Below are 23865 nucleotides of genomic sequence, written 5' to 3'. Positions count from 1 at the left end.
CCCTTAGAAACCGAATTCGCTGAGCAGGCGGTCCGCCTCGTCCTGGCCGGAGATCTTCTCAACCACCGGCGGCGGCTCGCGGCCGGACAATGCACCGGTCAGGCGGACCAGCTCCAGCAGCGAGGACTCCACCGACTCGATGAAGTTGACCACCTTCTTGATGCGCTGGCCGGACAGATCCTGCCAGGACTGCGCCATCACCATGTCGTTGAGGCCCTCGCGGCATGCGCCTGCGAAGTTGCCGGCCTGGCGCGCCAGGTCCGCGACCGGGTCGCATGGTGCCGCCGAGGCGAGCACCTGCTCGGCGCTCTGCGCCAGCGCGTCGGCCTCGGGGCTCATGCGTTCGGCGAAATCGATGCTGCGATGGGCCGCCTGGGCGCTCATCTCCAGCACGTCGTTCAGGTGCTTGCGCACGTCGGCGACCTTGCCCGGCACACCTTCGTGCGCCAGGTCGTTGCCGAGCCGGCTGACCGCGCCATGCAGGTCGCGCGCGAGCAGGCCCAACGCCCGGAACAGGTGCTGCTCGCGCTGGCGCACCAGCGCATCGAGCGCGTGCTCGAAGGCCGCGCCATCTTCGCTGTTGAGCAGGTCCTGCAGCTCTTGCGGCAGCGCGGTTTCGTCGAAGGTGGAAAGCACGGCGCTCATGCGCTGGCTCCCGCGGCGGCCAGGCGCTCGAAGATCTTGGTGAGCTTCTCCTTCAGCGTGACCGCGTTGAACGGCTTGACGATGTAGCCGTTCACGCCCGCCTGGGCCGCGGCGATGATCTGGTCGCGGTTGTTCTCGGCGGTAACCATCAGCACCGGCAGGCCCTTGAGCGAGGGTTCGGCGCGGATCGCGCGCAACAGGTCGATGCCGGTCATGTTGGGCATGTTCCAGTCGGTCACGACCATGTCGAACGGCTGGCTTTTCAGCATGGTCAGCGCGTTGTTGCCGTCGTCGGCTTCCTGGATCAGCGTGTTGGTGAAACCCAGCTCCACCAGCAGGTTCCTGACGATGCGCCGCATGGTGGAGAAGTCGTCCACCACGAGGATTTTCATGTTCTTGTCCATTGGTTCCTCTGGTAGGAAATCGGGATTCGGGATCGGAAGTCGGAGGGGTCAGCGGGAAACGGAACGATCGGATGAAGCGCGGCGGCCCTTGCCTTTGCGGGTGCCGGTTTCCGACTCCCCCTGCACGTCGTCGCGCCAGTCGCCCATGCGCGCACGCAGCCGCACGATCGCCTGGCCGTGGATCTGGCACACGCGCGACTCGGTCACGCCGAGCACGGCGCCGATTTCCTTCAGGTTCAATTCCTGCTCGTAGTACAGCGACATCACCAGCTGCTCGCGCTCGGGCAGGCCGGAGATGCCGTCGATCAACGCCTGGCGCAGGCCGTCCTGCTCGATGCTCTCGGCCGGCCCCAGGGTGCCCTGGTCGACCACGTCGAAGGCTGGCGCGCCGTCGCCGTCGTCCGGCGCGGTGAGGCTGAGCAGGCGCGCGCTGGCGGCGTCGGCGAGAATCTGGTGGTAGTCCTCCGCGCTCACGCCGAGGCGCTTGATGACTTCGGCATCCTCGGCGTCGGCGCCGGTCTCGATCTCGATCTGGCGCACCACCTCGGCCACTTCGCGCACCTTGCGGTGCACCGAGCGGGGGGTCCAGTCTGTCTTGCGCAGCTCGTCGAGCATGGCGCCGCGGATGCGGATGCCGGCGTAGGTCTCGAAGCTGGCGGCGCGGTCGGTGGCGTAGTGCCGCGCGGCCTCGAGCAGGCCGATCATGCCGGACTGGATCAGGTCGCCCACGTCCACGCTGGGGGGAAGACGGCCCATCAGGTGATAGGCAATACGACGCACCAGTGGCGCGTGCTGGCGCACCAACTCATCTGCACTCTGTTTTTGCAGCTGGAGATATTCCGATGCCACGCTCATCTCACCACCCCGACGCCGTCACGGCCTGGCCACCGAAGAATGCGATGCGGTCCAGGCCCGCGCGCGCGGGTTCCTCCCAGTTATCGACCGCACCTGCCAATTGCTTGAATGCCTGCGACGAACGCGCCGCCGGCCACATGTCCACCACCGCGTTCTGGCGCCGGATGGCCTGCTTGAGCCGCTCGTCCTGCGGCACGAACCCGAAGAAATCCAGCACCACGTCCAGGAAGCGGTCGCTGACCTTGGCCAGCTTCTGGTGCAGCGCGCGGGCCTCGCCCAGGTTGCGCACCATGTTGGCGACGAAGCGGAAGCGGCGCACGCCAAAGTCGCGGGAGAGGACCTTGATCAGCGCATAGGCGTCGGTGAGCGAGGCCGGCTCGTCGCAAACCACCAGCACGACGTCGTCGGCCGCCGCGGCGAACATCGCCACGTTGTCCGACAGGCCCGCGGCGGTATCGACCAGCAGGTAGTCCGGCGGACGGGGCAGCTCGTCGAACGCGCGGATCACCGCGGCATGCTCGCCGTTGCCCAGCTGCGCCAGGCGCCGCGCGCCGGAGCCGCCGGGGATGACCTTGAGCCCGTGGGGGGCGTCAAGCAGCAGCTCCTCCAGCGTGGCCGTGCCGTCCAGCAGGTGGCCCAGGTGGCGCGAGGGCGCCAGGCCGAGCAGTACGTCGACATTGGCCAGGCCCATGTCGGCATCCAGCAGCATCACCTCGCGCCCGGCCATCGCCAGGCTCATCCCGAGGTTGACCGCCACGGTGGTCTTGCCGACGCCGCCCTTGCCGCCGGCGACCGCGATCGCGCGGCAGCGGCGGCGCGGTGCGCCTGCGTTGGTCGCCTGGTGCGGCCGGTGCGGTGCGGCCGGCGCGGCATCGCGCTCGCCCGTGATCGCGTTGAACATGTCTTTCAAGCCCCACGCCTGATTCATTGCAAGGATTCCGCTCATGCCTGGGCCACCATCGTCCCGAAACGCTCGGCCAGCACCGCCTCGTCGGCGGCCGGCGCATTGCCCTTGAGCGCCTGCGCGGCGCGGCACACCAAGAGGCGTGCATCGGCGGCGGCGATGTCCTCGGGCACGCGCTGGCCGTCGGTGGTGTAGTCCAGCGCCAGCCGGTGGCGGATAAGCACCGACAGTGCACCGCCGAGGCTGGGCGCCTCGTCGAGTTTGGTCAGGATCGCCGCGTGCGGATTGGCCGGCAGGTACGCGCGCACGGCTTCTTCCAGCGACTGCGCCTGCGCATTGGCGGCCAGCACCAGGCAGACGCGCAGGTCGCCGGCCTCGCCCAGCGCCTCGAGCTGTTCTTTCAGCCGCGGGTCGTTGCCGGCCAGGCCCGCGGTGTCGACCAGCACGGTGTGGCAACCCTTCAGCAGTTCCAGCACCTGACGCAGGCTCTGCGCGTCGTACGCCGGGTACACCCGCACGCCGAGCAGGCGACCGTAGTGCTCCAGTTGCGCGGCAGCGCCGATGCGGTAATGGTCGGTACTGACCAGCGCGACCTGCGAGGCGCCGTGGCGCACCACTGCCCGGGCCGCGAGTTTCGCCAGCGTCGTGGTCTTGCCCACGCCGGTCGGGCCGACCAGCGCGGTAACGCCGGCTTCGTCCGAGCGGCCGCGGCCGCTGACGGCGATGCCACGGCTCAACATGCCCAGCGGCAGGTAGCGCGCCTGTTCGGGCGTCATCTGCGGCGGCAGTTCATCGGCCAGCGCGCGGGCGACGTCGGCGTCGATGCCCAGCCGGGTCAGCTCGCGCAGCACGCGGGTGTGCATCGGCTGGCGGCGTTCCATGTCGTTCCAGGCGAGGCTGGAGAGCTGCATCTCGAGCATCTCGCGCAGGCTGGAAAGCTCTGCGCGCATGCGCACCGTGTCCTGCGCGGCACGCTCGATCAACGGATGGACCGCCGGCTCGGCCGGGGCCTCGGGCGCCGGCTGAGACGGCGACGGTTGCGCCTTCGCCTGGACCAGACCCTCGGCCTGGGCGCGGGGCGAGGCGTGCGGAGCGCGCACTTCGGCACGCACCGGCTTCGGCTCTCTTTCCTCCGCGGCGACCGAGGCCTTCGCGGCGGTCTCGATCGGCGTCGGACGATTGGCAGGCGCCAGCGTTTCGACGCGCGCCTCGCGCACCGGCGGCGGCGGTATGGCGGCGGCACGCGGCGGCAGCGCCGGGGGCTCGGCGGCCGGCGCGGGGGCCGCGCCATGGCGCGCGGCTTCGCGCACCAGCGCCTCGTCGTAATCGACGGCGGCGATGATCTCGATGCCTTCGTCGAGCTTGCGCGTGGACAGGATCACCGCATCGGGTCCCTGCTCTTCGCGTACTTCGCGCATCGCCTGGCGCATGTCCGGCGCCACGAAACGTTTGATCTTCATTGCCTGCTCCGCAAGCGGGTCGCGGCCATCGTGTCCATCGCCGCGGCGGCCCCAGGGCCTTGCGCTGTCTGCATGTGCAACTGGCGAATCACGATGCCCGTCTCCCGGCCTTTAACGTCCCAGCGCCTGGACCAGCCGCACCCTGCGGTTGTCCGGCACCTCGTTGTAGGCCAGTACGTGCAGGTTCTGTGCCACGTGGCGGGTGAAGCGCGCGAGCCACGGACGAAGCTGCGGCGCGACCAGCAATACCGCCGCTTCGCCGCTCATTTCCTGGCGGCGCGCGGCGTCGGCGACGCTCTGCTGCAGCCGGTCGGCCAGGCCCGGTTCGACCGCCGCGCCAGCCACGCCACCGCCGGAGAGCGAGTTCATGAGGATCTGCTCGAGCTCCGGCGCCAGCGTGATGACCGGCACCTCGGTGCCCAGCCCCGTGATCTCCTGCACGATCTGGCGGCCCAGCGCGACGCGCACGGCGGCGGTGAGCATGCCGGGATCCTGACTCTGGCCCGCGTGCTCCGCCAAGGTTTCGACGATGGTGCGCATGTTGCGGATCGGCACGCGCTCGGCGAGCAGGTTCTGCAGCACCTTGACCACCACGCCCAGCGCCATGCGCTTGGGCACGAGGTCCTCGACCAGCTTGGGCGCGGTCTGCGCCAGGCGGTCCAGCAGCTGCTGCACGTCCTGGTGGCTGATCAGTTCGTGCGCGTGGGTCTGCAGGATGTGCGACAGGTGCGTGGCCACCACGGTGGCCGGGTCGACCACGGTGTAGCCCAGGCTCTGCGCCATCTCGCGCTGGCCCTGCTCGATCCAGACCGCTTCGAGCCCGAACGCCGGGTCCTTGGTCTGGATGCCCTGCAGCGGACCGTGCACGCGACCGGGGTTGATCGCCATCAGGCGCTCGCTGTGCACTTCGGCCTCGCCCATCGGCACGCCCATCAGGGTCACGCGGTAGGTGTTGGGCCCCAGGTCCAGGTTGTCGCGGATGTGCACCGCCGGCACCAGGAAGCCGAATTCCTGCGAGAGCTTGCGGCGGACCGACTTGATCCGCCCCATCAGCTCGCCGCCCTGGTGGGTGTCCACCAGCGGGATCAGCCGGTAGCCCACTTCCAGGCCCAGCGGATCAACGCTGGCGACGTCGTCCCAGTTGAGCTCCATGCGCTCGGGGGGAACGGCAGGCGCGGCAGCCGGTTCGGCGATCGCCTCGGCCAGCTTTTCCTTCGTCTCGCGCTCGCGCTTGATCATCAGGTACGCCGCGCCGCCGCAGCAGCCGCCCAGCAGCAGGAAGGCGAGGTTCGGCATGCCCGGGATCAGGCCCATCACGCCCAGCACCGCGCCGGCCACCGCCAGCGCGCGCGGCTGGCCGAACACCTGGCCGATCACCTGCTTGCCCATGTCCTGGGACTTGGACACGCGGGTGACGATCACCGCGGTGGCGATCGAGAGCATCAGCGCCGGCACCTGCGCGACCAGGCCGTCGCCGATGGTGAGCAGGGTGTAGGTCTTGGCCGATTCGCCGGCGCCCAGGCCGTGCTGGAACATGCCGACGAAGAAGCCGCCGATGATGTTGATGAAGAGGATCAGGATGCCGGCCGTGGCGTCGCCGCGGACGAACTTGGACGCACCGTCCATCGAGCCGTAGAAGTCCGCTTCCTCGCGTACTTCCTGGCGCCTCTCCCGTGCTTGCTCCTGGGTCAGCAGGCCGGCGTTGAGATCGGCGTCGATCGCCATCTGCTTGCCGGGCATCGCGTCCAGGGTGAAGCGGGCGGTCACTTCCGATACGCGGGTGGCGCCTTTGGTGACCACCACGAAGTTGATGATGGTGAGGATCGCGAACACCACCAGGCCGACCGCGAAGTTGCCGCCGATGACGAACTCGCCGAACGCCTCGATCACCTTGCCGGCCGCCCCCGGGCCGTCGTGGCCGTGCAGCAGCACCACGCGGGTCGAGGCGATGTTCAGGGCGAGACGTAAAAGCGTCGCCATCAGCACGACCGTCGGAAAAGCTGCGAACTCCAGCGGCCGCATCACGTAGATCACCGCCAACAAAATGACGAGCGACAGCGCGATGTTGAAGCTGAACAGCATGTCCAGCAGGAACGGCGGCATCGGCAGCATGACCATCGCCAGCATCGCCAGCATGACCACCGGCGCGCCGACGCCGCGGCGTCCGAGCTGCTTGAGAGATTCCATTGCGCCAGCGGCGGCCATGCGGTATTCCCCTTAGAACCTGAATTTCTAGAGCTTGTATGGGCCCATCAGGTCCGGATCGACCTGGGGCTGCGGCGCCGGCGGCGGCTCGTCGCCACGTGCCGTCGCCTGCTTCAGCTGGTAGACGTAGGCCAGGATCTGGGCCACCGCCACGTACAGCGAGACCGGGATTTCCCGGCCCAGCGAGGTAGTCGCATACAAGGCGCGTGCCAGCGGCGGCGCCTCGACCATCGGGATGCGGTGGCCGCTTGCCACCAGGCGGATCTGCTGGGCCAGCACGTCCACGCCCTTGGCGATCACGCGCGGCGCGCCGGCGCCGTTTTCGTCGTATTTCAGCGCGACGGCGAAGTGGGTCGGGTTGGTGACGATGACGTCGGCCTTGGGCAGCTCCTGCATCATCCGGCGGCGCGACATCTCGAACTGCACCTGGCGGATGCGGCCCTTGAGTTCGGGGTTGCCCTCGGTTTCCTTGGCCTCGTCCTTGAGTTCCTGCCTGGTCATGCGCAGGCGCTTGGCGTGGTCGAACTTCTGGTAGAGCGCGTCCGCGCCGCCGATCAGCGCGAGCAGCGCGCCGAACAGCAATGCCGAGCGGCCCAGCAGCGACATCGCACGGGCCACGCCAAGCGCCACGTCCGCGCGGCCCAGTGCCTGCAGCTCATCCACCGAATGCTTGAGCAGCAGCGCCAGCGCGCCACCGATGAAGAGCAGCTTGACCAGCGACTTGACCAGCTCGACCAGCCCGCGCATGGAGACCAGGCGGCCCAGGCCGGCGACCGGGTTGAGCCGGTCGAACTTCGGCTGCAACGCCTGGCCGCTGAAGCTGATGCCGCCGAGCAGCATCGGCCCCGCGAAGGCCGCCAGCACGGTCGCCACAGCCACCGGCATGAACAGCATCAGCGCCTCGTGCACCGCCATGCCGAGTACCCGGGCAGGCAGCGCATCGGAGAACAGCGCGTCGCGGCTGTAGGAAAGCCCCAAGCTGTAGATGGTGCGGGCATGCGCCATCGCCCCTTCGCTGCCCGAGAGCAACGCCGCCACGCCGGCCAGCACCACCAGGGCGCCGGAAAGGTCGCGCGATCGGGGTACGTCGCCTTTTTCGCGGGCCTCTTTGAGCCGTTTTTCCGATGGTTGTTCTGTGCGTTCCTGGTCGTCGTTCTCGGCCATGACATCAGCCTCCGACCAGTTCGTGCATCAGCGACCAGGCGCTGTCCTGCAGCGTTTCGAACGCACCCGGGAGCGCGCGCAGACCCATCCACAGCGCGATCGAACCCAGGCACAGGGTGATCGGGAAGCCGACCGCGAACAGGTTCATCGAAGGCGCTGCGCGACTGATCGCGGCAAAACCGATGTTCACCACCAAAAGCGCGGTGACCGCCGGCAGCGCCACGCGCACCGCGCCGGCGAAAAGATGTGTGCCGAACAGCACCACCGCGTGCAACCCTTCGGCATTGATCGCGACGGGGCCTGGCGGCAGCGTCTGGAAGCTGTCGGCCAGCAGCTGGATCAGCCGCAGGTGGCCGTTGAGCGCCAGGAACAGCAAGGTCACCAGGACCATGTAGAACTGGCTGAGCACCGGCGTACTGCCGCCGCCGCCCGGGTTGACCACTTCGGCGAAGCCCAGGCTCATGCCCTGCCCCACCAGCTCGCCGCCAAACGCCACCGCTTCGAACACCAGCTTGAGCACGAAGCCGACCGAGGCGCCGATCAGGATCTGGCTGACCATCGTCGCCACGCCGCTGGCGCTGAGCGGATCGACCGCTGCGGGCGCGAGCGGCGCCAGCACCAGCGTCAGCATCACCACCAGAGCGACGCGGATGCGCGCGGGAATCACGCCCGAACCCAGCACCGGCGCGATCAGGCACAGGCCGCCGACGCGGCCCAGCGCCCACAGCAGGCCGCCCAGCCAGTTCTCCAGCTGGGCCAGGTCCACCGTGGTCATTTCACGGCCCCACTATTTGACGGCACCGGGCAGCCCCTCGATCAGTTGCCGCGTGAACTGCACCAGGGTGCGCAGCATCCACGGACCGGTGATCAGCGCGACCACCGCCATGGCGATCAGCTTGGGGATGAACGAGAGGGTCATCTCGTTGATCTGCGTGGCCGCCTGGATCACGCCGACCAGCAGGCCCACGGCCAGCGCGGTGAGAAGCAGCGGCGCGGCGACCAGGATCGCGATGTACAGCGCGTGCTGGCCGAATTGAATGACGGATTCCGGGGTCACGTGTAGAAGCTCCCCGCCAGCGTCCCGATCAGCAGCGTCCAGCCATCCACCAGCACGAACAGCATGATCTTGAACGGCAGCGAGATGATCATCGGCGAGACCATCATCATGCCCATCGACATCAGCACGCTGGCGACCACCAGGTCGATGATCAGGAACGGGATGAACAGCAGGAAGCCCATCTGGAACGCGGTTTTCAGCTCGCTCGTCAGGAACGCCGGCATCGCCACGCGGAACGGCACGTCGTCCTTGCTGGCGTAGGGCTTCTCCTTGGCCAGCTGGGTGAACAGCTGAAGGTCGGCATCACGGGTCTGGTCGAGCATGAAGCGCTTGAACGGCGCGCTGGCGGCGGGCAACGCCTGCTCGGCGGTCAGCTGGCCGTCCATGTACGGCTTGACGCCATCGCTGTACGCCTTGTTGAACACCGGGCCCATCACGAACATCGTCAGGAACAGCGCCAGCCCGAGCAGCACCTGGTTGGGCGGCGTCGACTGCGTGCCCAGCGCCTGGCGCAGGAAGCCGAGCACGATGATGATCCGGGTGAACGAGGTCATCATCAAAAGAATCGCCGGCAGCAGCGTCAGGACCGTCATCAGACCCAGCAACTGCAGTGACAGCGTCCAGTTCTTCGCGCCGCCAGGCGCGTCGTGCACGGTCAGCACCGGGATGCCGCCCGGCATGGCAGGGCTCGCCGGCATGCTCAGTGCCGGCGCCGCCGGGCCGGGTGTGGCCTGCGGTGCGGCGAAGGCGAACAACGGCAACAACATCAGCACCAGCGCGAGCACCCAGCGCGCGCCGCAGAAGGAAAACAGTTTCACGACTTGCCTTTCCAGCGCGACAGCAGTTGCGCGAAGTTGGGAGCGACCGGCAGCGGCGCCGGCGGGTTGGCATCGGCCGGAGCCACGCCTTCGTACACGTGCAGGGTGCGCAGGCCACCCTGCCCCACGCCGACCAGCAGGCGCTTGCCGTCGGCGTCGATCAGCAGCACACGCTCGCGCGCGCCGACCGCCATCGATTCCACGCAGCGGATGCGCCGGCCACCCGGCAGGTTGCGCGCCTGCAGGCGGCGGCTCATCCACCCGGCCACGAAGATCAGCGCGATCACCGCTGCCAGGCTCAAGAGCACCCGCAACAACTCCCCGCCGACGTTGATGTCGGGCGTGGCGGCGGGCGCGGCGAAGATCAGGGCGAGCATCGGATCAACGCAGTTTGCGCACGCGCTCGGCCGGGCTGACCACGTCGGTCAGGCGGATGCCGAACTTCTCGTTGATCACCACCACCTCGCCGTGCGCGACGAGGGTGCCGTTGACGAACACGTCCAGCGGTTCGCCGGCGGCGCGGTCCAGTTCCACCACCGAGCCCTGGTTCAACTGCAGCAGGTTGCGGATGCTGATCCGGGTGCGGCCGACTTCCATGGCCAGGATCACCGGCACGTCCAGGATCATGTCCAGGTTGACGTCACCGGTTTCGCTGGCGAAGCCGGCCAGGGTGTCGGAGTCGATGCGGTCGGCGACCGCGGCGTCGTTGGCGTTCATGCGCTTTTCTTCTCGATGAATTCGCCGGCCGCGCGCCTTTCGCGCCGGCCGACCTGGGCCTGGAACTGGATCGCCGTGTGGCCGTTGGCCTGGCCGTAGCGGCCGCGGAACACCGGCACGTCTTCGGCGAAGACGGTGCAAAGTTCGGGCAGCGTCACCGGGATCACGTCACCCGGGCGAAGGCCCAGGAAATCCCCGATGGACAGCTGCGCCTCGATCAGCAGCGAGCTGATCTCGACCTCGGCGTCGAGCACTTCCTCGTGCAGGTGCTCGGTGAAGCGGTCGTCGCGGTCGGCCAGGTCGCTCTGCACGCCGGCGTCGAGCAGCGTGCGGATCGGCTCGACCATCGCGTACGGCAGGGTCAGGTGGATTTCGCCGCCGCCGCCGTCGAGTTCGACGTGGAAGCGCGAGACGACCACGGTTTCCGTGGGGCTGACGATATTGGCGAACTGCGGGTTGATCTCGGAGTTCATGTACTCGAACTCCAGCGGCAGCACCGGGTTCCACGCCTCGGTCATGGCGCCGAACAGCTCGGTGAGCATGATCTGGATCACGCGGTTTTCGATCGCGCTGAAATCGCGACCCTCGATGCGCGCGTGGAAGCGGCCGTCGCCGCCGAAGAAGTTGTCGATCACGGTGAACACCAGCCGCGGCTCGAACACCACCAGCGCGGTGCCGCGCAGCGGCTTGATCTTCACCAGGTTGAGGTTGCTCGGCACGGCCAGGCTGTGCACGTACTCGGCGAACTTGACCATCTTCACGCCGAGCACCGACACCTCGCAGCTCTTGCGCAGGACGTTGAACACGCCCAGGCGGAAGAAGCGCGCGAAGCGATCGTTGACCATCTCCAGCGTTGGCAGCCGGCCGCGCACGATACGGTCCTGCTGGGTGAAGTCGTAGGACTGCACCGCCTCGGTGGGAGGTGGCTCGTCCTCGCCGGTGGCGACGCTGCCGCCGGTGACGCCGTCGAGCAGCGCGTCGATTTCGTCCTGGGAAAGAAGATCGCTCATGGGCGCTCAGGGCCTCACTGCATCACGAAGCTGGTGAAGTACAACGCGTCGATGCCGGGCTTGCCGGTGCGCGCCGCGACGATCTTGCGCACCGCGTCCAGCGCATCGGCCTGCAGCTTCTGCTTGCCGACGGGGTCGCTGAGGATCGAGTAGTTCTGGCGGCTGAACAGCATCACCAGCGCGTTGCGCACGACCGGGTCCACACCCTTGACGGTGTCCAGCGCGGCCTGGTCGTGCGACATCAGGGTCACGCCGACCTGCAGGTAGCGCATGGCGTCGTCGTCGCGGAAGTTGACGACGAAAGCCGGGTCCAGCGGCAGGAAGTATTCGGGCTGGATCTTGGTCGGCTGGGCGTCGCCGGCGTCCTTACCGGCCGCCGCCGTGGCGGGCTTGTGCTGCCCGTGCGATACGAACAGGTACGCGCACGCGCCGGACACCGCCAGCAGCGCCACCACCAGGCCGATCACCAGCAGCGAGCGCTTTTTCTTCGGTGGCGCCACCGCTACCGCTTCTTCTTCCGTAATTGCCATGCCTTGAAAACCTCGGTGTTGTTTTTCTTGTTGGCTCCCGGGGGCGCCACCTTGCAGGGACCTTGTTGCAATCCGCGTGCCACGGCGGGAGGGCTTGGTCCTGCTTGGTTTGCGGCAGGCGCGGCGCTTTCTTGACGCGCGCCGGGGAACGGGCGCGTCGCGATCACGACGGGTGTCTGGAAATCGGCGGGTCGGGAGCGCTCCGACTTCGGGCGCGGTGCGCCTGCGCTCAGCGCGAACGGGATGGGCGAGGCACGCGAGGCTCGGCCACGCTCTCCCATCGGGAGAAGCGTCGGGAGGACCGTTCGATGGCGCCGATGCGCCCTGCTTTGCCCGGACTCCCACCCGCCCTTCGGCACCTCTCCTGGCGGGAGAGGGATTGGGCCGGGGCGAGGCGCTTCGGTTTCGGCGCTGCGCGCCTGCGCTCGGCAAGGATGGGACGATGGAAACGTTGCGGGAAGAACGACCGGAAAACCCCGTTCACCTTGGGGCGCAGGCCGCAGACCAGAGTCGCAGGGCGCTCCGCGTCAGGCGAACGTATCGAGCATCCCGAGCGCGGCCACCGGCATGCTGGCCATCACGGCCGGTTCGGCGTCGACCTCTCCGATCGCACCCGCCGCCTCGCCACCACGACCACCTTCGCCATGCTGCTGGCGCTGGCCCACGTCGGCCTGGCCCAGCGCCAGGCCATGCTGCGCCAGCAACGCGTCCAGCTGCGGCAGGGTCTGCTGCACGGCGTGCACGGCCGCCGGATGCTGCACGGCGAAACTCACGTCGACGCGGTCGTGGTTCAGGCTGACCTTGACGTCGAGCGTGCCCAGGTCTTCCGGATGCAAACGGATGCGCGCCTGCTTGACGTCCTGCTGGCCCAGCCAGACCACGTGCTGGCCCAGCTCCTGCGCGAAGGCCGGCGTGCCGGCGGGGCTGGCGAGGTTGAGGTTGTGCGCCGGCGCCGCGGTCGTGCCGGCGTCGGGCACGGGCATCGGGTTGGCGGACAGGCTGCCCAGCTGCGCGACATCGATCGACGCGTCCTTCTGCTCGGCGGGCTTGGCCAGCATCGGCGCCAACGCATTGGCATCGAGGCTGATCGCTGGCTTGGCCGTCGCTGCCGCGGCCGCGGTATTGGCGAGCAACACCAGCGCGGCCGGCGCCTTGGCGGCGGCGCCATCGGCGATGGCGCCGGTCGCCGCATGCGCCGGCATGCCGGCCGCGGCGAGCGGCTTGGCCGGCGCGGCCTGGCCGATCAGCGCCAGCATGGCCGCCGCCAGCGCGGCGGCATCCGCGTCGCTCGGGTCCTTCGCGCTTGCGTCGGCCGGCTTCTGTTTGTCGGCGTCGGTCTTCGAGGAACCCTTGGCCTTCGCCACCTCATGCTTGCCCTCGTCCTGCGCCGGCTTGTCCTGCGACTCGCCGTGCTGCTGGCGGGCGGCGTCCAGGTGGCGGTCGAAGCGGCTGTCGTCCGACCGGGCGGCCGGGTCCGCGGCAGGGCGGGCCGGCGGCGGAGCCGGCTGGACGGGGTTCACGGCGGCGGTGGTCGCGCTCATGGGCACTTCCTCATCAAGGCTTCAAACGGCATGCGTCGAGTCAGTCCAGCAAACTTCGCGCCAAGGCCTATCGGGCGGGTCGCCGATGCTGCATGCGCTCGTCGATGTCGTTCTGCTCGCGGCGCTCCTCGGTCTTGCGTTCCTGCTCGCGATAACGGTCGATCACGTTGTCCAGCGCGGCTTCGCGGGCATGCGCGTCGCGCCAGGACCCGCGCATCTGATCGAGCGATTGGCGCTGGCGTTCGATCTCCAGCACCTGCTGGTCGATCGCGCGGTCGATGCGCTCGACGAATTGCTGGCGGTTCATCAGCGCTACGGCCGTCAAACCGCCGACGCCGGGGCTGGCGTACTCCTGGCGGTAGCCGCGCAGTTCGGCAAGCTGGCGCTCGGCCTTGGCCAGCCGCTGCTGCTGCTCGGCGAGCTTGAGCACCGCATCTTCGCTGCGCTGTTTGGCCTGGTCGGCGGCCGGTTGCAGTCGGTCGGCGCGCTTGCTCACTGCGTGGCCTCGGCGGCCAGGGCGTTGAGGGCGGCGATGCCGTCGGCGAGGCTCATCGGTTCGTCCACTTCCTGCTGCAGGAACGCGCGCAGGCGGGGCCACATCACGATGGCCTGGTCGACCTGCGGGTCGGATCCCTTCTGGTAGGCGCCCACCGCGATCAGGTCGCGCTGCTGGCGGTAGGCCGAATAGACCTGACGGAAACGCTGCGCGGCGCGCTGGTGCTCGCGGGCGGTGACCGCCGGCATCACGCGGCTGATCGAGGCTTCGATGTCGATCGCCGGGTAGTGGCCGGCCTCGGCCAGGTCGCGCGAGAGCACGATGTGGCCGTCCAGGATCGCGCGCGCCGCGTCGGCGATCGGATCGTGGCGGTAATCGTCGCCTTCGGTCAGCACGGTGTAGAAGGCGGTGATCGAGCCGACACCGCCGGCATCGTTGCCGGCGCGTTCGACCAGCGCCGGCAGCATGGCGAACACCGACGGCGGATAGCCCTTGGTCGCCGGCGGCTCGCCGATGGCCAGCGCGATCTCGCGCTGGGCCTGGGCGTAGCGGGTGAGCGAATCCATCAGCAGCAGCACGCGCTGGCCGCGGTCGCGGAACCACTCGGCGATCGCGGTGGCGTACTGCGCGCCGCGCAGGCGCTTGAGCGGCGGCGCGTCGGCCGGGGCGGCGACGATCACCGCGCGGCGGCGCCCTTCCACGCCCAGCGTGTGCTCGACAAACTCCTTCACTTCGCGGCCGCGCTCGCCGATCAGGCCGACGACCACGACGTCGGCATCGGTGTATTTGGTCATCATGCCCAGCAGCGTGGACTTGCCCACGCCGGAGCCGGCGAACAGGCCCAGGCGCTGGCCGCGACCGACGGTGAGCAGCGCGTTGATCGCGCGCACGCCCGTGTCCAGCGGGGTGTCGATGGGCTTTCGCGCCATCGGGTTGATCGGTTCGGCCTTGAGCGCGGCATGTTCGCCGGTGTCCAGCGGACCCATGCCATCGAGCGGCACGCCGTCGGCGCCGATCACGCGTCCGAGCAGGCCCGCGCCCACCGGCAGGCCGCCGGCGTCGCTGAGCGGGCGCACGCGGGCGTTGGGCAGCACGCCGTGCATCTCGCCGACGGGCATCAGCAACAGGCGTTCGTCGGCGAAGCCGACCACCTCGGTGTCGAGCTGGCTGCCGTCGGCGGTGTCGACCAGGCAGCGCGCGCCGAGCGCGGCTTCGCAGCCTTCGGCCTCGAGCGTGAGCCCGACCACGCGGCGCAATCGTCCTTCGACCGTGAGCGTATGGGCCGCCTGCGCGCGCTGGCGGCGGCGGGCCAGTTGCTGCGACCAGGCGTTCATGCCGCGGGCTCTTTGCGGGAAAGCGGGTGGCGACGAAGGCTCATGCGCCGGTCTCGTCACCCAGTACGGCATCGATCATCACGGCCAGGCGCGTCTCCAATCGCGCATCGAGCCGCGATCGTTCGCTTTCGAGCAGGCAGTCGCCGCGCTTGAGGGCGGGATCGGCTACCAGTTGCCAGTGCGTCTCGGCGGCCTCCAGCTCGCGCATCAGCGCCAGGTCGTCCGGATGCAGGCGCACGCGCAGCTCGCGCGTGGCGGCCGGCAGCGCGGCGACGGCCTGGCGTACGGCCTGCACGATCAGCTCCGGGCGGGTCGCCAGTTCCTCCGCGATCACGCGTCGTGCGACGAGCAGCGCCAGTTGCGCAAGCTCCTGTTCCACCGCGGCATCGAGCGCGTCGAGCGGGCGCGCCGCCTGGGCGCAGATCGCCTCCAGCCTTGCGACGCGCTCGCGCCCCTGCGCGCGCGCCTCGGCCAGGCCCTGGGCGAGGCCGGCGGCATGGCCTTCCTCACGCGCCTGCTGCTGGAGCGTTTCCAGGTCGCTGACGGTGGGATGGTTGGCCGGCTCGGCGGGCGCCTGCGACGGCGCGTCGCCCATCTGCGGCGGCTCCCAGCGCTGGTAGCCGGCGACCGCGTCGCGGTTGAGGACGGCGCTCATCAGACCAGGTCATCCGAGCCGCCGAGGGTGATCTGGCCGGCATCGGCCAGGCGCCGGGCGATGCCGAGGATTTCCTTCTGCGCGGCGTCCACCTCGGACACGCGCACGGGCCCGGCCACTTCCAGGTCGTCGCGCAGCATGTCGGCGGCGCGCTTGGACATGTTGGCGAACATCTTTTCGCGGATCGACGGCTCGGCGCCCTTGAGCGCCACGATGAGGCGCGGCGAAGGCACTTCGCGCAGCAGCGCCTGCATCGAACGGTCGTCCAGCTCCACCAGGTCGTCGAAGACGAACATCAGGTCTTCGATCTTGCTGCCCAGGCCCGGGTCGTGGCTGCGGATGGCGGCCATCAGTTCGGCCTCGCGCGAGGATTCCATCGCGTTGAGGATGTTGGCCGCGGCCTTGAGGCCGCCCACGCTGGCGGACTTCAACTTGTTGGTGTTGCCGGAGAACTGGCGCTCCATGATTTCGTCCAGCTCGTTGAGCGCATGCGGCTGCACGCCATCGAGCGTGGCGATGCGCATGATCGCGTCCGAGCGGGTGCGGCCCGGCAGGTAGCCGAGCACTTCGGCGGCCTGGTCGTGTTCCAGGTGCGCCAGCACCAGCGCGATGATCTGCGGATGTTCCTGGCCGACCATCTCGGCGATGGCGCGGCCTTCCATCCACTTGAGCGATTCGAGCCCCTTGCTGGAACGGCCCAGCAGGATGCGGTCGATCAGGTTGCCCGCCTTGGTCTCGCCCAGCGCGTTGGTGAGGATCTTGCGGATGTAGTCCTCGGTGCCGACGCCGAGCGCGGTCTGCGAGCCCATGTCGTCGTGCAGCCGGGTGAGCACCTTGTCGACCTGTTCGCGCGACACGCTGGTCAGCACGGCCATGGCCTGGCCGACTGCCTGCACGTCGCGTGCGGACAGATGCTTGAGCACCTCGGCGGCGTCCTGCTCGCCCAGGGTGAGCAGCAGGATCGCGGCGCGCTGCGCACCGGTGATTTGCGGTTCCTGTTTCATCGACGCTTAGCCGCCATCCTCGCCGACCCAGTTCCTGACCACCTGCGCCACCTGCTTGGGGTTGTCGCTGACCATGCGTCGGGCCAGGCCCACTTTCTGCTCATAACCGATCACCTGTGGGCCCGACAGTCGGTTCCCCTCGTCATCGTCATCGGCAATCCGCACGGAAACCGTAGGCACGCGCCCGGCGCCAGCGAGCGCCGGTTGCGGCGCGCTGCGCAGCAGCCCCTTGAGCAGCGGGCGCAGGAGACCGAAGGCGACGATCAGCGCGATCAGCACGCCGATGGCCTGCTTGATCAGGTCCAGCGCGCCGGGGCGCTGCCACAGCGGCAGTTGCTCGGGCGCGTCGGCGGCCGGCGCGGTGCGGAAAGCCTGGTTGATGACGCTCACGCTGTCGCCGCGGGTCTGGTCGAAGCCGACCGCGTTCTTGGCCAGTTGAGTGAGGTGGTCCAGTTCCTGCGGCGTGAACGGGACGCTGGCGTCGCCCTTGGGGCCGCTCACGGTCTTGTTGTCGACCACCACCGCCACGCTCAGGCGCGCCAGCCGTCCGGCCGGGTCGCTGGTATGGCTGATGGTGCGGTCCAGTTCGTAGTTGCGGGTGGCGCTGGAGGAGCTGTCGCCGGTGTTGGTCTGGGCGGTGGCGGCCGCCGGCGCGACGGCGGCCTTGCCGCCGGCGTTGGGATTGGCCGCGGTCGGCTGCGCGGCCATCACCGGCGGCTGGTTGCTGAGCGCGCCGGGCACGCCACCGTCGGCGGCCGTGCCATCGGCATGATGTTCGCTGCTGGTCTGTTCGCTGCGCAGCGCCGGGTGTTCGTGGTCGAAGGTCTCGCTGGCCTTCTCGGTGGCGCTGAAGTCCAGGTCCACCGAGACCTGTGCGTGCACCTTGCCCGGCCCGACCAATGGGGTGAGCAATTCCTCGATGCGTTGCGCGTAGCTGTTTTCGATCCGCGTGGCCAGGCGCAGGCGGCTGTCGCCGACGGCGGCGGCGCTGTCCGGGTCGCTGCCGGTGAGCAGCTGGCCCTGCTGGTCGATCACCGACACCTGCTTGGCGTCCAGGTCCGGCACCGAGGCGGCGACCAGATGCACGATCGCGGCCACCTGGCTCGCGTCCAGTTGCCGTCCCGGATAGAGCGTGACCAGCACCGAGGCACTGGCCTCGCGGCTGTCGCGGATGAAGGCCGAGGGCTTGGCCAGCGCCAGGTGCACGCGCGCGGCGCGCACGCCCTGCAGGCTGCCGATGGTGTTGCCCAGGTCGGTCTCGAGCATCTGCTGGTAGCGCGTGCGCTCGGCCAGGTCGCTCATGCCGAACGGCGAATCGGCTTGCGGCACGGAGTTGGTGGCGGTGCCCTGCGGCAGCCCCTGCCCGGCCAGGCGCAGGCGCACCGCAGCGAGGTCCGAGGCCGGCACCATGATCGAGCTGCCGTCGTTGCCAAGCTGGTAGGGCGTGTTGGTCGACTGCAGCGCCTGCGTGATCGCCGCGGCGTCCTGCTGGCCGAGGCCCGCGTAGAGCAGGCCCCAGTTGGGTCCGCGCGACCACAGCACCACTGCCACGCCCAGCGCCACGGCCGCGGCCATGCCGACCAGCAGCAGCAACTGGCGCGAGGCCGGGCTGCGCGCAAGCTGCTTGAGATCGAAGCGGTTGGCAGAGCTGTCGGTGGTGGCGATGGCGTTGTCAGCCATGGGAACGAATCATCCGTAAAGCAAAGGGGAGAACGTGTTGCCGGCGGTCAGACCGGCATGTTCATGATTTCCTTGTAGGCATCGACCAGCTTGTTGCGCACTTCGGTCATCGTGCGCAGCGAGAGGTCGGCCTTCTGGATCGCCACCATCGTGCGGCCCAGGTCCGCGCCCGGATCGCCACGCTCGAACGCCGCCGCCATCTGTCCCGCCTGCTGCTGGCTCTGGCCGACGCTGCCGATCGATTCCTTCAGCAGCGCACCGAAGTCCGCCTTCGCCGCCGGCGCCGCCTTCAGCGCGGTCTCCGCCGGACGCACCTGGCTGGAGATCTGGCGCATCTGGGCGAGCAGGTTGTTGACGTCGATCGTGCTCATGTCGGGTTTCCGGCGCGTGGCAGGTTCTGGGGGTATGACTGCACGAGGCGTGCCACGGGGAGGGGGAACGGAAAACGGGAAAACGTGCGGGTCCAGGCGGCGTGCGATGCGGACAGTGGCCGGGCGGAAACGGATGTCGGCGGATGCGCGGGCCGCCGAACCGGCGCGCGGCCGACGCCCCCGTTCCCCTTCCCGTTTCCCGCTTTACGCGGCCAGGCTGTTCTGCAGGCCGTACTTGCGCAGCTTTTCCACCAGCGTGGTGCGCTGCATGTGCAGCAACTTGGCCGCGTGGGCGACCACGCCGCCGGTGACGTCGAGCGCCTGGCGGATCAGGCCCACTTCGATGTCGGCCAGGTGGTCCTTGAGGTCCAGCCCGCCCTCGGGCAGCAGCGTCGCGTCGGGCGACACCGCCACGGCGGCGGCCATCGACGCCGGCATCGGCGCGCCGTCCATCAGCGCAAGCAGCGAGGCGCCCTGCGCTTCCTCCACGGCCTGGCGGCCGCGGTACTTCTCCGGCAGGTCGCTGGCGCGGATTTCGCCGTGCGGGTAAAGGATCGCGAGGCGCTCGACCAGGTTGCACAGCTCGCGCACGTTGCCCGGCCAGCCGTACTGGTGCAGCGCGTTCACCGCGCCGGCGGAGAAGCGCACGCTGCCCAGGCCGCGGCGGGCCAGGCGCTGGTTGAATTCGCCGATCAGCACCGGCAGGTCGTCCAGGTGCTCGCGCAGCGCGGGCATTTCCAGCGGGAACACGGACAGGCGATAGAACAGGTCCTCGCGGAACTGGCCGCCGGCGATCGCCTGCTCCAGGTTGCGATGGGTGGCGGCGATGATGCGCACGTCGCAGCGCTGGCTCTTGGTGCCGCCGACGCGCTCGTACACGCGCTCCTGCAGCACGCGCAGCAGCTTGACCTGCATGGTCAGGCTCATGTCGCCGATCTCGTCCAGGAACAGCGTGCCGCCCTCGGCCATCTCGAAGCGTCCCTTGCGGGTGCTGATCGCGCCGGTGAAGGCGCCCTTCTCGTGACCGAAGAGCTCGCTTTCCAGCAGCTCGGCGGGGATCGCGCCGCAGTTGATCGCCACGAAGGGCTTGTCGCGGCGCGGCGAACACTCGTGAATGGTGCGCGCGACCATTTCCTTGCCGGTGCCGGACTCGCCCAGCACCAGCACGGACGAATCGAACGGCGCGACCTGGCGGATCAGCGCGTTGACGCGACGCATCGGCGCGGACTCGCCAACGAAGCGCAGCTCGCCGCGGCGGCCGCCGAGCAGGCGCGCGTACAGGCTGCGCATCACCTCGGCCAGCTGCTCGTAGCGCAGCGGGAACTCGACCATGCCGACGCGGGCGGCAAACGGGGAGCTGGCGGCGCACAGGCGCGCAGCCCAGGCCGAGTCGCTGGCGAGCAGCACCGGCACGTGGCTTGCGGCGTCGCCCAGCAGCGCGAACTGGCGTTCGGCCGCCTCAGCGTCCTCGACCGTACCGACGTACACGGCGCGCCAGGCATGGGTCGACTCCTCCACCGCGGCGCAATCCTCGGCCCGCTGCGGGTGGTAACCGAGAAAGTGCAGCGCCGACAGAATGGACTCGGCCCGCGCCTCGTTCGACTCGATCACCAGGAAATCGACCTTGCTCATATGTATGCCCTCCACGTTGACGCTTTGAACGACGAACCGCCGGCTGTCCTGCAGTGTTCGTACTTCTTGGGACCGCCGGCTTTCCGTCACCGGTCACGCGAGGGAGGGAGCAAGAAGAAGGCCAGCGCAGGCGGCCGTTGCGGCTGTCCGCGGACGGGCGGATGGCCCTAATGCGTCACATGTGAAGATTGCGTCGAAAGGGTGTTACGCGAGAACCGAGCAGCGGCGACGGTTTGCTGGCGCCACGGGGCCGTCGAAGGAGTGACACACCACGACACCGCCCTGTCGGCAACCGTCAAACGGACGACGCGTGACCTCGCGAAAGTGTGAAGTGCTTCACGCGCGATGCGCGCACCGCTTCACGTCGCGCCGACCGGCATTCACGGAGCGGCCTGGCGCGCACCTGCCACTTTGCGTCGGTGTTGACGAAACACGAACCTTTCGAGTGACGCAGCAACGCCATCGCCCAGTGCGTGGAAGGCGACGAACGCGCCGCCGTCGGCGAACCGTCGCTCGATGTGCGCGGGCAACTCCAGCGGCACGCCCGGGCAAGCGTCGAAGCGCAGGCGCAGCAGCAGGGCGTCGCCCGCGGGCACCAGCGCCGCCGGCAATACCGCGCCGATCGCGTTGAAGCGCAAGGCCTGGCGGGGCGGCAACGTTTCGGCAGGCATCGCCAGGCGGTTGATCATGTCGATCAACGCGTTGAGCTTGGCATCCAGCCTCGACAGTTCCTGCATGACCGGACTGTCGTCATCGGCGCTTTCGACGCGCCGTTCCTCCAGCGCCGCCACCGAAGCGAGCGCGGCGGTATTGCGCTCGGCCAGTCGCTGGGCGAGTCCTTCGGGCAGCGGCCAGGCAAGCGCCTGGCTGTCGGCGTGCCAGCTGTCCTCGCAGGCAAGGCGCTGCTCGAACTCGTTCCAGGCGCTGGCGGTCATGTCGTTTCTCCGACGGAGGCTTTCATCGGCGGGGAGTATGCAAGCTGCGGGCCCAAGCTCTTATCAAATGAAGCGCATCCGCAGGACGACGTTCGCTCCCTCTCCCCCATTTTTGATGGGAGCAGGGGGAGAGGGTTGGGGCGAGGGGCCAGGGCTCGCGGGAAGCTCTCACCGAGCCGACCCGGTTTTCGTCCCGACAACTAGACCTGATCTGGCTCGTGCGGATCTTCCCGCAAGCCTTGACCCCTCGCCCCAGCCCTCTCCCCGGAGGGGAGAGGGAGCAAAGACGCTAACCGACGTAGGCGGCGATGGCGCGGGCGCGATCCTGCCCGGCCTGCCACTGTTCGCCGGCCTGGTCGCGCGCCTGGATGACCAGCGCCTGCAGCTCGCGATCGATCGCCAGCAGTTCGCCCAACTGGCGCACGCTGTCCGCGTCCTGCGCCACCGGCCGCATCACCAGCGGATGACGCTCGGCCTCCAGCGCGACCAGTTGCTCCCAGTCGCCCGCGCGGGCGGCCTCGAGCATGGCGCGCGTCAGCGCCAGGGCCAGCGCGAGCGGCAGCGCGTCGTTCATGCCGCGGCGCCGGCGGGACGGCGCGCTTCGGGCGGCACCATCACCCAGCTGTTGCGGACCTTCTGCAGCAGCGCGCTGACTTCGTCGAGCGCGCCCACGTCGTTGCGCAGGTTCGCGTGCAGCAGGCGACGGCCCATGTAGTCGTAGAGCGCGTCGAGCTGGCCGACCAGCGGGCTCTCGACCTTCGGGTCGAGCGCGTCGCGCAGGCCGCCGATGATTTCGATGACGCGGCCGATCACCTCGCCCTTGGGCGCGATCTCGCCGCGCTGCATGTGGCCGCGCGCGGTGACCAGGCGCTCCAGCGCGCCGTCCATGAGCAGCGTGATCAGGCCATGCGGATCGGCCGATTCGACGCCGCCGTGCGAGCGGACCTGCTGGTAGGCGTTGGCGCCCTGTCCGAATGCCATGGTGGGTTTCCTCCGACTTACTTGTTCTTGTTCGCCGCGGTGAGCGCGTCGAATTGCTGGGTGAGATAGCTGCTGGTGCTGTTGAGCTTGGTCAGCAGCGTGTCGAGCGTGCTGAACTGGCGCGTGTAGCGCGTGGTGAGCGCCTGCATGCGACTGTCGAGTTCGCTCTGGCGGTCGTCCAGGTCCGTCAGCTGCTTGTTGAGGTTGTCGGTGCGCGTCTCGAGGATGCCGTCGTCGCCGACCCACTTGTCGAGCGCACCGCCGAGCTTGCCGGCCAGGCCGGCGTCGCCGCCGAACAGATTGGACACGGCCGCGCCGCCGCCCCTGAGCGCATCGCTCAGCTCGCCGCTGTCCAGGCTGAGCGTGCCGTCGAGCTGCAGCGTCACGCCGATGTCGCTCAGCGTGCTGCCGTTGGCCGCGCCGCCCATCACCGCCGCCAGCGTGCCCTTGATGCTGTTGAGCGTGGCGTCGCCGATCAGGGCGCCGGAGGTCTGGGTGGTCGCGTCGTACTTGGTGAGGTTCTTGTAGATGCCGATGAAACTGTTGTACGTGTTGACCAGGTTGGTGACCGCGCTGGTCGCCTTGGCCGTGTCGCTGCTGACGGTCACCGTGCTGGTGCCTTCGGCGACCAGGTTCAGGGTCAGCCCGTCGATGGCCGTGCTGATGGTGTTGCCCGCGCTGTGCCCGGGCAGGCCGTCGATGGTGTACTCGGCGTCCTGTGCCGGGTCGATCACGGTGAAGCCGTTGCCCGAGGCCGCGTTCGGGTCGTAGCTGAGCGCGGACAGGCCGCCATCGCCGCCACTGGCGCTCACGCTGAAGCCGTTGTCCGTGCCGGTGCGGGTGCCGCGCAGCACGAGGTGCGCGCCGTCGGTGCCGGTGACGATGGTGGCGCTGACGCCGGGGTTGTCGGAGGACTTGTTGATCGCGTCGCGGATCTGCGCCAGCGAGGCGTGAGCGGCGTCGATGTCCAGGCTCATCTGCTTGTCGCCGACGGCGATGGTGAGCGTGCCGGTGCCGACGGTCGCGTCACTGTCGGTGAATGCTCCGGACGACGCCTTCATGGCGCCGGCGAGCTTGGTCACTTCGATCTTGTAGGTGCCGTTGACCGCATCGGTGCGGGCAGTGGCCGACAGCACGCTGGTGTCGCCGATGGCGACCGCATGCGCGGCCAGCGCACTGCCGTCGCTCAGCGGACTGAGCGCCGACTTCAGTGCCGAAAGCGCCGCGCTGACCTGGCCCAGGGCCGAGATCTGCGTCTGCGCCTTGCTGGTCTGTGCGTCGATCTGGTCCTGCTGCGGCTTCTTCTTGGCCGCGACCAGCTGGCTGACCAGGCTGTCGACGTCGAGTCCGGATCCGATGCCGGCGGCGCTGAACAGCGCGCTGGAGGAACTGGTGGAGCCGACGGTGATAGCCATGGTCGTGGAATCCTTTTATGGGTGAGGCGGCCGCGTCGCCGCGGCCGCCTCA

At 69.1% G+C, this 23865-nt stretch carries 26 protein-coding genes; all 26 read right to left on the bottom strand.

Annotation, left to right across the window (positions count from 1 at the left end; genetic code table 11):
• Positions 1-3: 3 nt before the first annotated feature.
• A complete protein-coding gene (locus LQ772_RS03475; RefSeq protein WP_231324040.1) occupies positions 4-645 on the bottom strand; it encodes a protein phosphatase CheZ in 642 nt (213 codons plus the stop codon).
• A complete protein-coding gene (locus tag LQ772_RS03470; protein WP_231324039.1) occupies positions 642-1049 on the bottom strand; it encodes a chemotaxis response regulator CheY in 408 nt (135 codons plus the stop codon). Before LQ772_RS03470 ends, LQ772_RS03475 begins: the two co-directional genes overlap by 4 nt.
• A 48-nt stretch (positions 1050-1097) precedes the next feature.
• Complete coding sequence (locus LQ772_RS03465) at positions 1098-1904, bottom strand: RNA polymerase sigma factor FliA (protein ID WP_231324037.1); 807 nt, start codon at positions 1902-1904, stop codon at positions 1098-1100.
• 1 nt (position 1905) lies between these two features.
• A complete protein-coding gene (locus LQ772_RS03460; protein WP_425600821.1) occupies positions 1906-2850 on the bottom strand; it encodes a MinD/ParA family protein in 945 nt (314 codons plus the stop codon).
• Complete coding sequence (gene flhF, locus LQ772_RS03455) at positions 2847-4268, bottom strand: flagellar biosynthesis GTPase FlhF (RefSeq protein ID WP_231324035.1); 1422 nt, start codon at positions 4266-4268, stop codon at positions 2847-2849. Before flhF ends, LQ772_RS03460 begins: the two co-directional genes overlap by 4 nt.
• A gap of 111 nt (positions 4269-4379) precedes the next feature.
• Positions 4380-6473: a flagellar biosynthesis protein FlhA gene (flhA, locus tag LQ772_RS03450; RefSeq protein WP_231324033.1), complete on the bottom strand. Its 2094-nt coding sequence runs from the start codon at positions 6471-6473 to the stop codon at positions 4380-4382.
• Positions 6474-6500: 27 nt separating this feature from the next.
• Positions 6501-7637: a flagellar biosynthesis protein FlhB gene (flhB, locus tag LQ772_RS03445; RefSeq protein WP_231324031.1), complete on the bottom strand. Its 1137-nt coding sequence runs from the start codon at positions 7635-7637 to the stop codon at positions 6501-6503.
• A gap of 4 nt (positions 7638-7641) precedes the next feature.
• Complete coding sequence (fliR, locus tag LQ772_RS03440; protein WP_231324029.1) at positions 7642-8412, bottom strand: flagellar biosynthetic protein FliR; 771 nt, start codon at positions 8410-8412, stop codon at positions 7642-7644.
• A 12-nt stretch (positions 8413-8424) separates the two neighbouring features.
• The gene (fliQ, locus tag LQ772_RS03435; RefSeq protein WP_209615958.1) at positions 8425-8694 is read right to left on the bottom strand and encodes a flagellar biosynthesis protein FliQ; all 270 of its coding nucleotides are present in this window, start codon (positions 8692-8694) and stop codon (positions 8425-8427) included.
• The gene (fliP, locus tag LQ772_RS03430; protein WP_275045774.1) at positions 8691-9461 is read right to left on the bottom strand and encodes a flagellar type III secretion system pore protein FliP; all 771 of its coding nucleotides are present in this window, start codon (positions 9459-9461) and stop codon (positions 8691-8693) included. The genes fliQ and fliP overlap by 4 nt, the downstream gene beginning before the upstream one ends.
• A 47-nt stretch (positions 9462-9508) precedes the next feature.
• Complete coding sequence (gene fliO, locus LQ772_RS03425) at positions 9509-9889, bottom strand: flagellar biosynthetic protein FliO (protein ID WP_231324027.1); 381 nt, start codon at positions 9887-9889, stop codon at positions 9509-9511.
• Positions 9890-9893: 4 nt separating this feature from the next.
• Complete coding sequence (gene fliN / locus LQ772_RS03420) at positions 9894-10229, bottom strand: flagellar motor switch protein FliN (RefSeq protein WP_231324025.1); 336 nt, start codon at positions 10227-10229, stop codon at positions 9894-9896.
• Complete coding sequence (gene fliM / locus LQ772_RS03415) at positions 10226-11239, bottom strand: flagellar motor switch protein FliM (RefSeq protein WP_231324023.1); 1014 nt, start codon at positions 11237-11239, stop codon at positions 10226-10228. The genes fliN and fliM overlap by 4 nt, the downstream gene beginning before the upstream one ends.
• A gap of 14 nt (positions 11240-11253) precedes the next feature.
• Positions 11254-11769, bottom strand: coding sequence for a flagellar basal body-associated FliL family protein (locus LQ772_RS03410; RefSeq protein ID WP_231324021.1), 516 nt, complete (start codon positions 11767-11769; stop codon positions 11254-11256).
• 527 nt (positions 11770-12296) lie between these two features.
• On the bottom strand, positions 12297-13310 hold the full coding sequence (locus LQ772_RS03405) for a flagellar hook-length control protein FliK (protein ID WP_231324019.1): 1014 nt from the start codon (positions 13308-13310) through the stop codon (positions 12297-12299).
• A gap of 67 nt (positions 13311-13377) precedes the next feature.
• The gene (gene fliJ, locus LQ772_RS03400) at positions 13378-13806 is read right to left on the bottom strand and encodes a flagellar export protein FliJ (RefSeq protein ID WP_231324017.1); all 429 of its coding nucleotides are present in this window, start codon (positions 13804-13806) and stop codon (positions 13378-13380) included.
• On the bottom strand, positions 13803-15140 hold the full coding sequence (gene fliI, locus LQ772_RS03395) for a flagellar protein export ATPase FliI (RefSeq protein ID WP_231324015.1): 1338 nt from the start codon (positions 15138-15140) through the stop codon (positions 13803-13805). Before fliI ends, fliJ begins: the two co-directional genes overlap by 4 nt.
• A 40-nt stretch (positions 15141-15180) precedes the next feature.
• On the bottom strand, positions 15181-15795 hold the full coding sequence (locus LQ772_RS03390; RefSeq protein WP_231324013.1) for a flagellar assembly protein FliH: 615 nt from the start codon (positions 15793-15795) through the stop codon (positions 15181-15183).
• Positions 15795-16781, bottom strand: a complete 987-nt coding sequence (gene fliG, locus LQ772_RS03385) for a flagellar motor switch protein FliG (RefSeq protein ID WP_486606325.1) — start codon at positions 16779-16781, stop codon at positions 15795-15797. Before fliG ends, LQ772_RS03390 begins: the two co-directional genes overlap by 1 nt.
• Positions 16782-16805: 24 nt before the next feature.
• Entirely contained in the window at positions 16806-18479 is a 1674-nt protein-coding gene (gene fliF, locus LQ772_RS03380; protein WP_231324009.1) for a flagellar basal-body MS-ring/collar protein FliF, read from the bottom strand.
• A gap of 47 nt (positions 18480-18526) precedes the next feature.
• Entirely contained in the window at positions 18527-18850 is a 324-nt protein-coding gene (gene fliE, locus LQ772_RS03375) for a flagellar hook-basal body complex protein FliE (protein ID WP_231324007.1), read from the bottom strand.
• A 204-nt stretch (positions 18851-19054) separates the two neighbouring features.
• Positions 19055-20482 carry a sigma-54 dependent transcriptional regulator gene (locus tag LQ772_RS03370; protein ID WP_231324005.1) on the bottom strand — a complete coding sequence of 476 codons (1428 nt, stop codon included), beginning with the start codon at positions 20480-20482 and terminating at the stop codon, positions 19055-19057.
• 380 nt (positions 20483-20862) lie between these two features.
• On the bottom strand, positions 20863-21417 hold the full coding sequence (locus LQ772_RS03365) for a PilZ domain-containing protein (protein ID WP_231324003.1): 555 nt from the start codon (positions 21415-21417) through the stop codon (positions 20863-20865).
• Positions 21418-21706: 289 nt separating this feature from the next.
• A complete protein-coding gene (locus LQ772_RS03360) occupies positions 21707-21991 on the bottom strand; it encodes a flagellar protein FliT (RefSeq protein WP_231324001.1) in 285 nt (94 codons plus the stop codon).
• Positions 21988-22398 carry a flagellar export chaperone FliS gene (gene fliS / locus LQ772_RS03355; RefSeq protein ID WP_231323999.1) on the bottom strand — a complete coding sequence of 137 codons (411 nt, stop codon included), beginning with the start codon at positions 22396-22398 and terminating at the stop codon, positions 21988-21990. Before fliS ends, LQ772_RS03360 begins: the two co-directional genes overlap by 4 nt.
• A 17-nt stretch (positions 22399-22415) precedes the next feature.
• Positions 22416-23813 (bottom strand): flagellar filament capping protein FliD, encoded by a 1398-nt coding sequence (gene fliD / locus LQ772_RS03350; protein ID WP_231323997.1) that lies wholly within the window; start codon positions 23811-23813, stop codon positions 22416-22418.
• Positions 23814-23865 lie beyond the last annotated feature (52 nt).

It is taken from the genome of Frateuria edaphi (assembly GCF_021117405.1).
Lineage (GTDB): Bacteria > Pseudomonadota > Gammaproteobacteria > Xanthomonadales > Rhodanobacteraceae > Frateuria_A > Frateuria_A edaphi.
This window is presented reverse-complemented; position numbering and strand designations above follow the sequence as displayed.

Bases quoted from the DNA above. Each gene is read 5' to 3' on its own strand.
- LQ772_RS03475 (WP_231324040.1), bottom strand. From the start codon at position 645: ATGAGCGCCGTGCTTTCCACCTTCGACGAAACCGCGCTGCCGCAAGAG.
- LQ772_RS03470 (WP_231324039.1), bottom strand. From the start codon at position 1,049: ATGGACAAGAACATGAAAATCCTCGTGGTGGACGACTTCTCCACCATG.
- LQ772_RS03465 (WP_231324037.1), bottom strand. From the start codon at position 1,904: ATGAGCGTGGCATCGGAATATCTCCAGCTGCAAAAACAGAGTGCAGAT.
- LQ772_RS03460 (WP_425600821.1), bottom strand. From the start codon at position 2,850: ATGAGCGGAATCCTTGCAATGAATCAGGCGTGGGGCTTGAAAGACATG.
- flhF (WP_231324035.1), bottom strand. From the start codon at position 4,268: ATGAAGATCAAACGTTTCGTGGCGCCGGACATGCGCCAGGCGATGCGC.
- flhA (WP_231324033.1), bottom strand. From the start codon at position 6,473: ATGGCCGCCGCTGGCGCAATGGAATCTCTCAAGCAGCTCGGACGCCGC.
- flhB (WP_231324031.1), bottom strand. From the start codon at position 7,637: ATGGCCGAGAACGACGACCAGGAACGCACAGAACAACCATCGGAAAAA.
- fliR (WP_231324029.1), bottom strand. From the start codon at position 8,412: ATGACCACGGTGGACCTGGCCCAGCTGGAGAACTGGCTGGGCGGCCTG.
- fliP (WP_275045774.1), bottom strand. From the start codon at position 9,461: ATGTTGTTGCCGTTGTTCGCCTTCGCCGCACCGCAGGCCACACCCGGC.
- fliO (WP_231324027.1), bottom strand. From the start codon at position 9,889: ATGCTCGCCCTGATCTTCGCCGCGCCCGCCGCCACGCCCGACATCAAC.
- fliN (WP_231324025.1), bottom strand. From the start codon at position 10,229: ATGAACGCCAACGACGCCGCGGTCGCCGACCGCATCGACTCCGACACC.
- fliM (WP_231324023.1), bottom strand. From the start codon at position 11,239: ATGAGCGATCTTCTTTCCCAGGACGAAATCGACGCGCTGCTCGACGGC.
- LQ772_RS03410 (WP_231324021.1), bottom strand. From the start codon at position 11,769: ATGGCAATTACGGAAGAAGAAGCGGTAGCGGTGGCGCCACCGAAGAAA.
- LQ772_RS03405 (WP_231324019.1), bottom strand. From the start codon at position 13,310: ATGAGCGCGACCACCGCCGCCGTGAACCCCGTCCAGCCGGCTCCGCCG.
- fliI (WP_231324015.1), bottom strand. From the start codon at position 15,140: ATGAACGCCTGGTCGCAGCAACTGGCCCGCCGCCGCCAGCGCGCGCAG.
- LQ772_RS03390 (WP_231324013.1), bottom strand. From the start codon at position 15,795: ATGAGCGCCGTCCTCAACCGCGACGCGGTCGCCGGCTACCAGCGCTGG.
- fliF (WP_231324009.1), bottom strand. From the start codon at position 18,479: ATGGCTGACAACGCCATCGCCACCACCGACAGCTCTGCCAACCGCTTC.
- fliE (WP_231324007.1), bottom strand. From the start codon at position 18,850: ATGAGCACGATCGACGTCAACAACCTGCTCGCCCAGATGCGCCAGATC.
- LQ772_RS03370 (WP_231324005.1), bottom strand. From the start codon at position 20,482: ATGAGCAAGGTCGATTTCCTGGTGATCGAGTCGAACGAGGCGCGGGCC.
- LQ772_RS03365 (WP_231324003.1), bottom strand. From the start codon at position 21,417: ATGACCGCCAGCGCCTGGAACGAGTTCGAGCAGCGCCTTGCCTGCGAG.
- LQ772_RS03360 (WP_231324001.1), bottom strand. From the start codon at position 21,991: ATGAACGACGCGCTGCCGCTCGCGCTGGCCCTGGCGCTGACGCGCGCC.
- fliS (WP_231323999.1), bottom strand. From the start codon at position 22,398: ATGGCATTCGGACAGGGCGCCAACGCCTACCAGCAGGTCCGCTCGCAC.
- fliD (WP_231323997.1), bottom strand. From the start codon at position 23,813: ATGGCTATCACCGTCGGCTCCACCAGTTCCTCCAGCGCGCTGTTCAGC.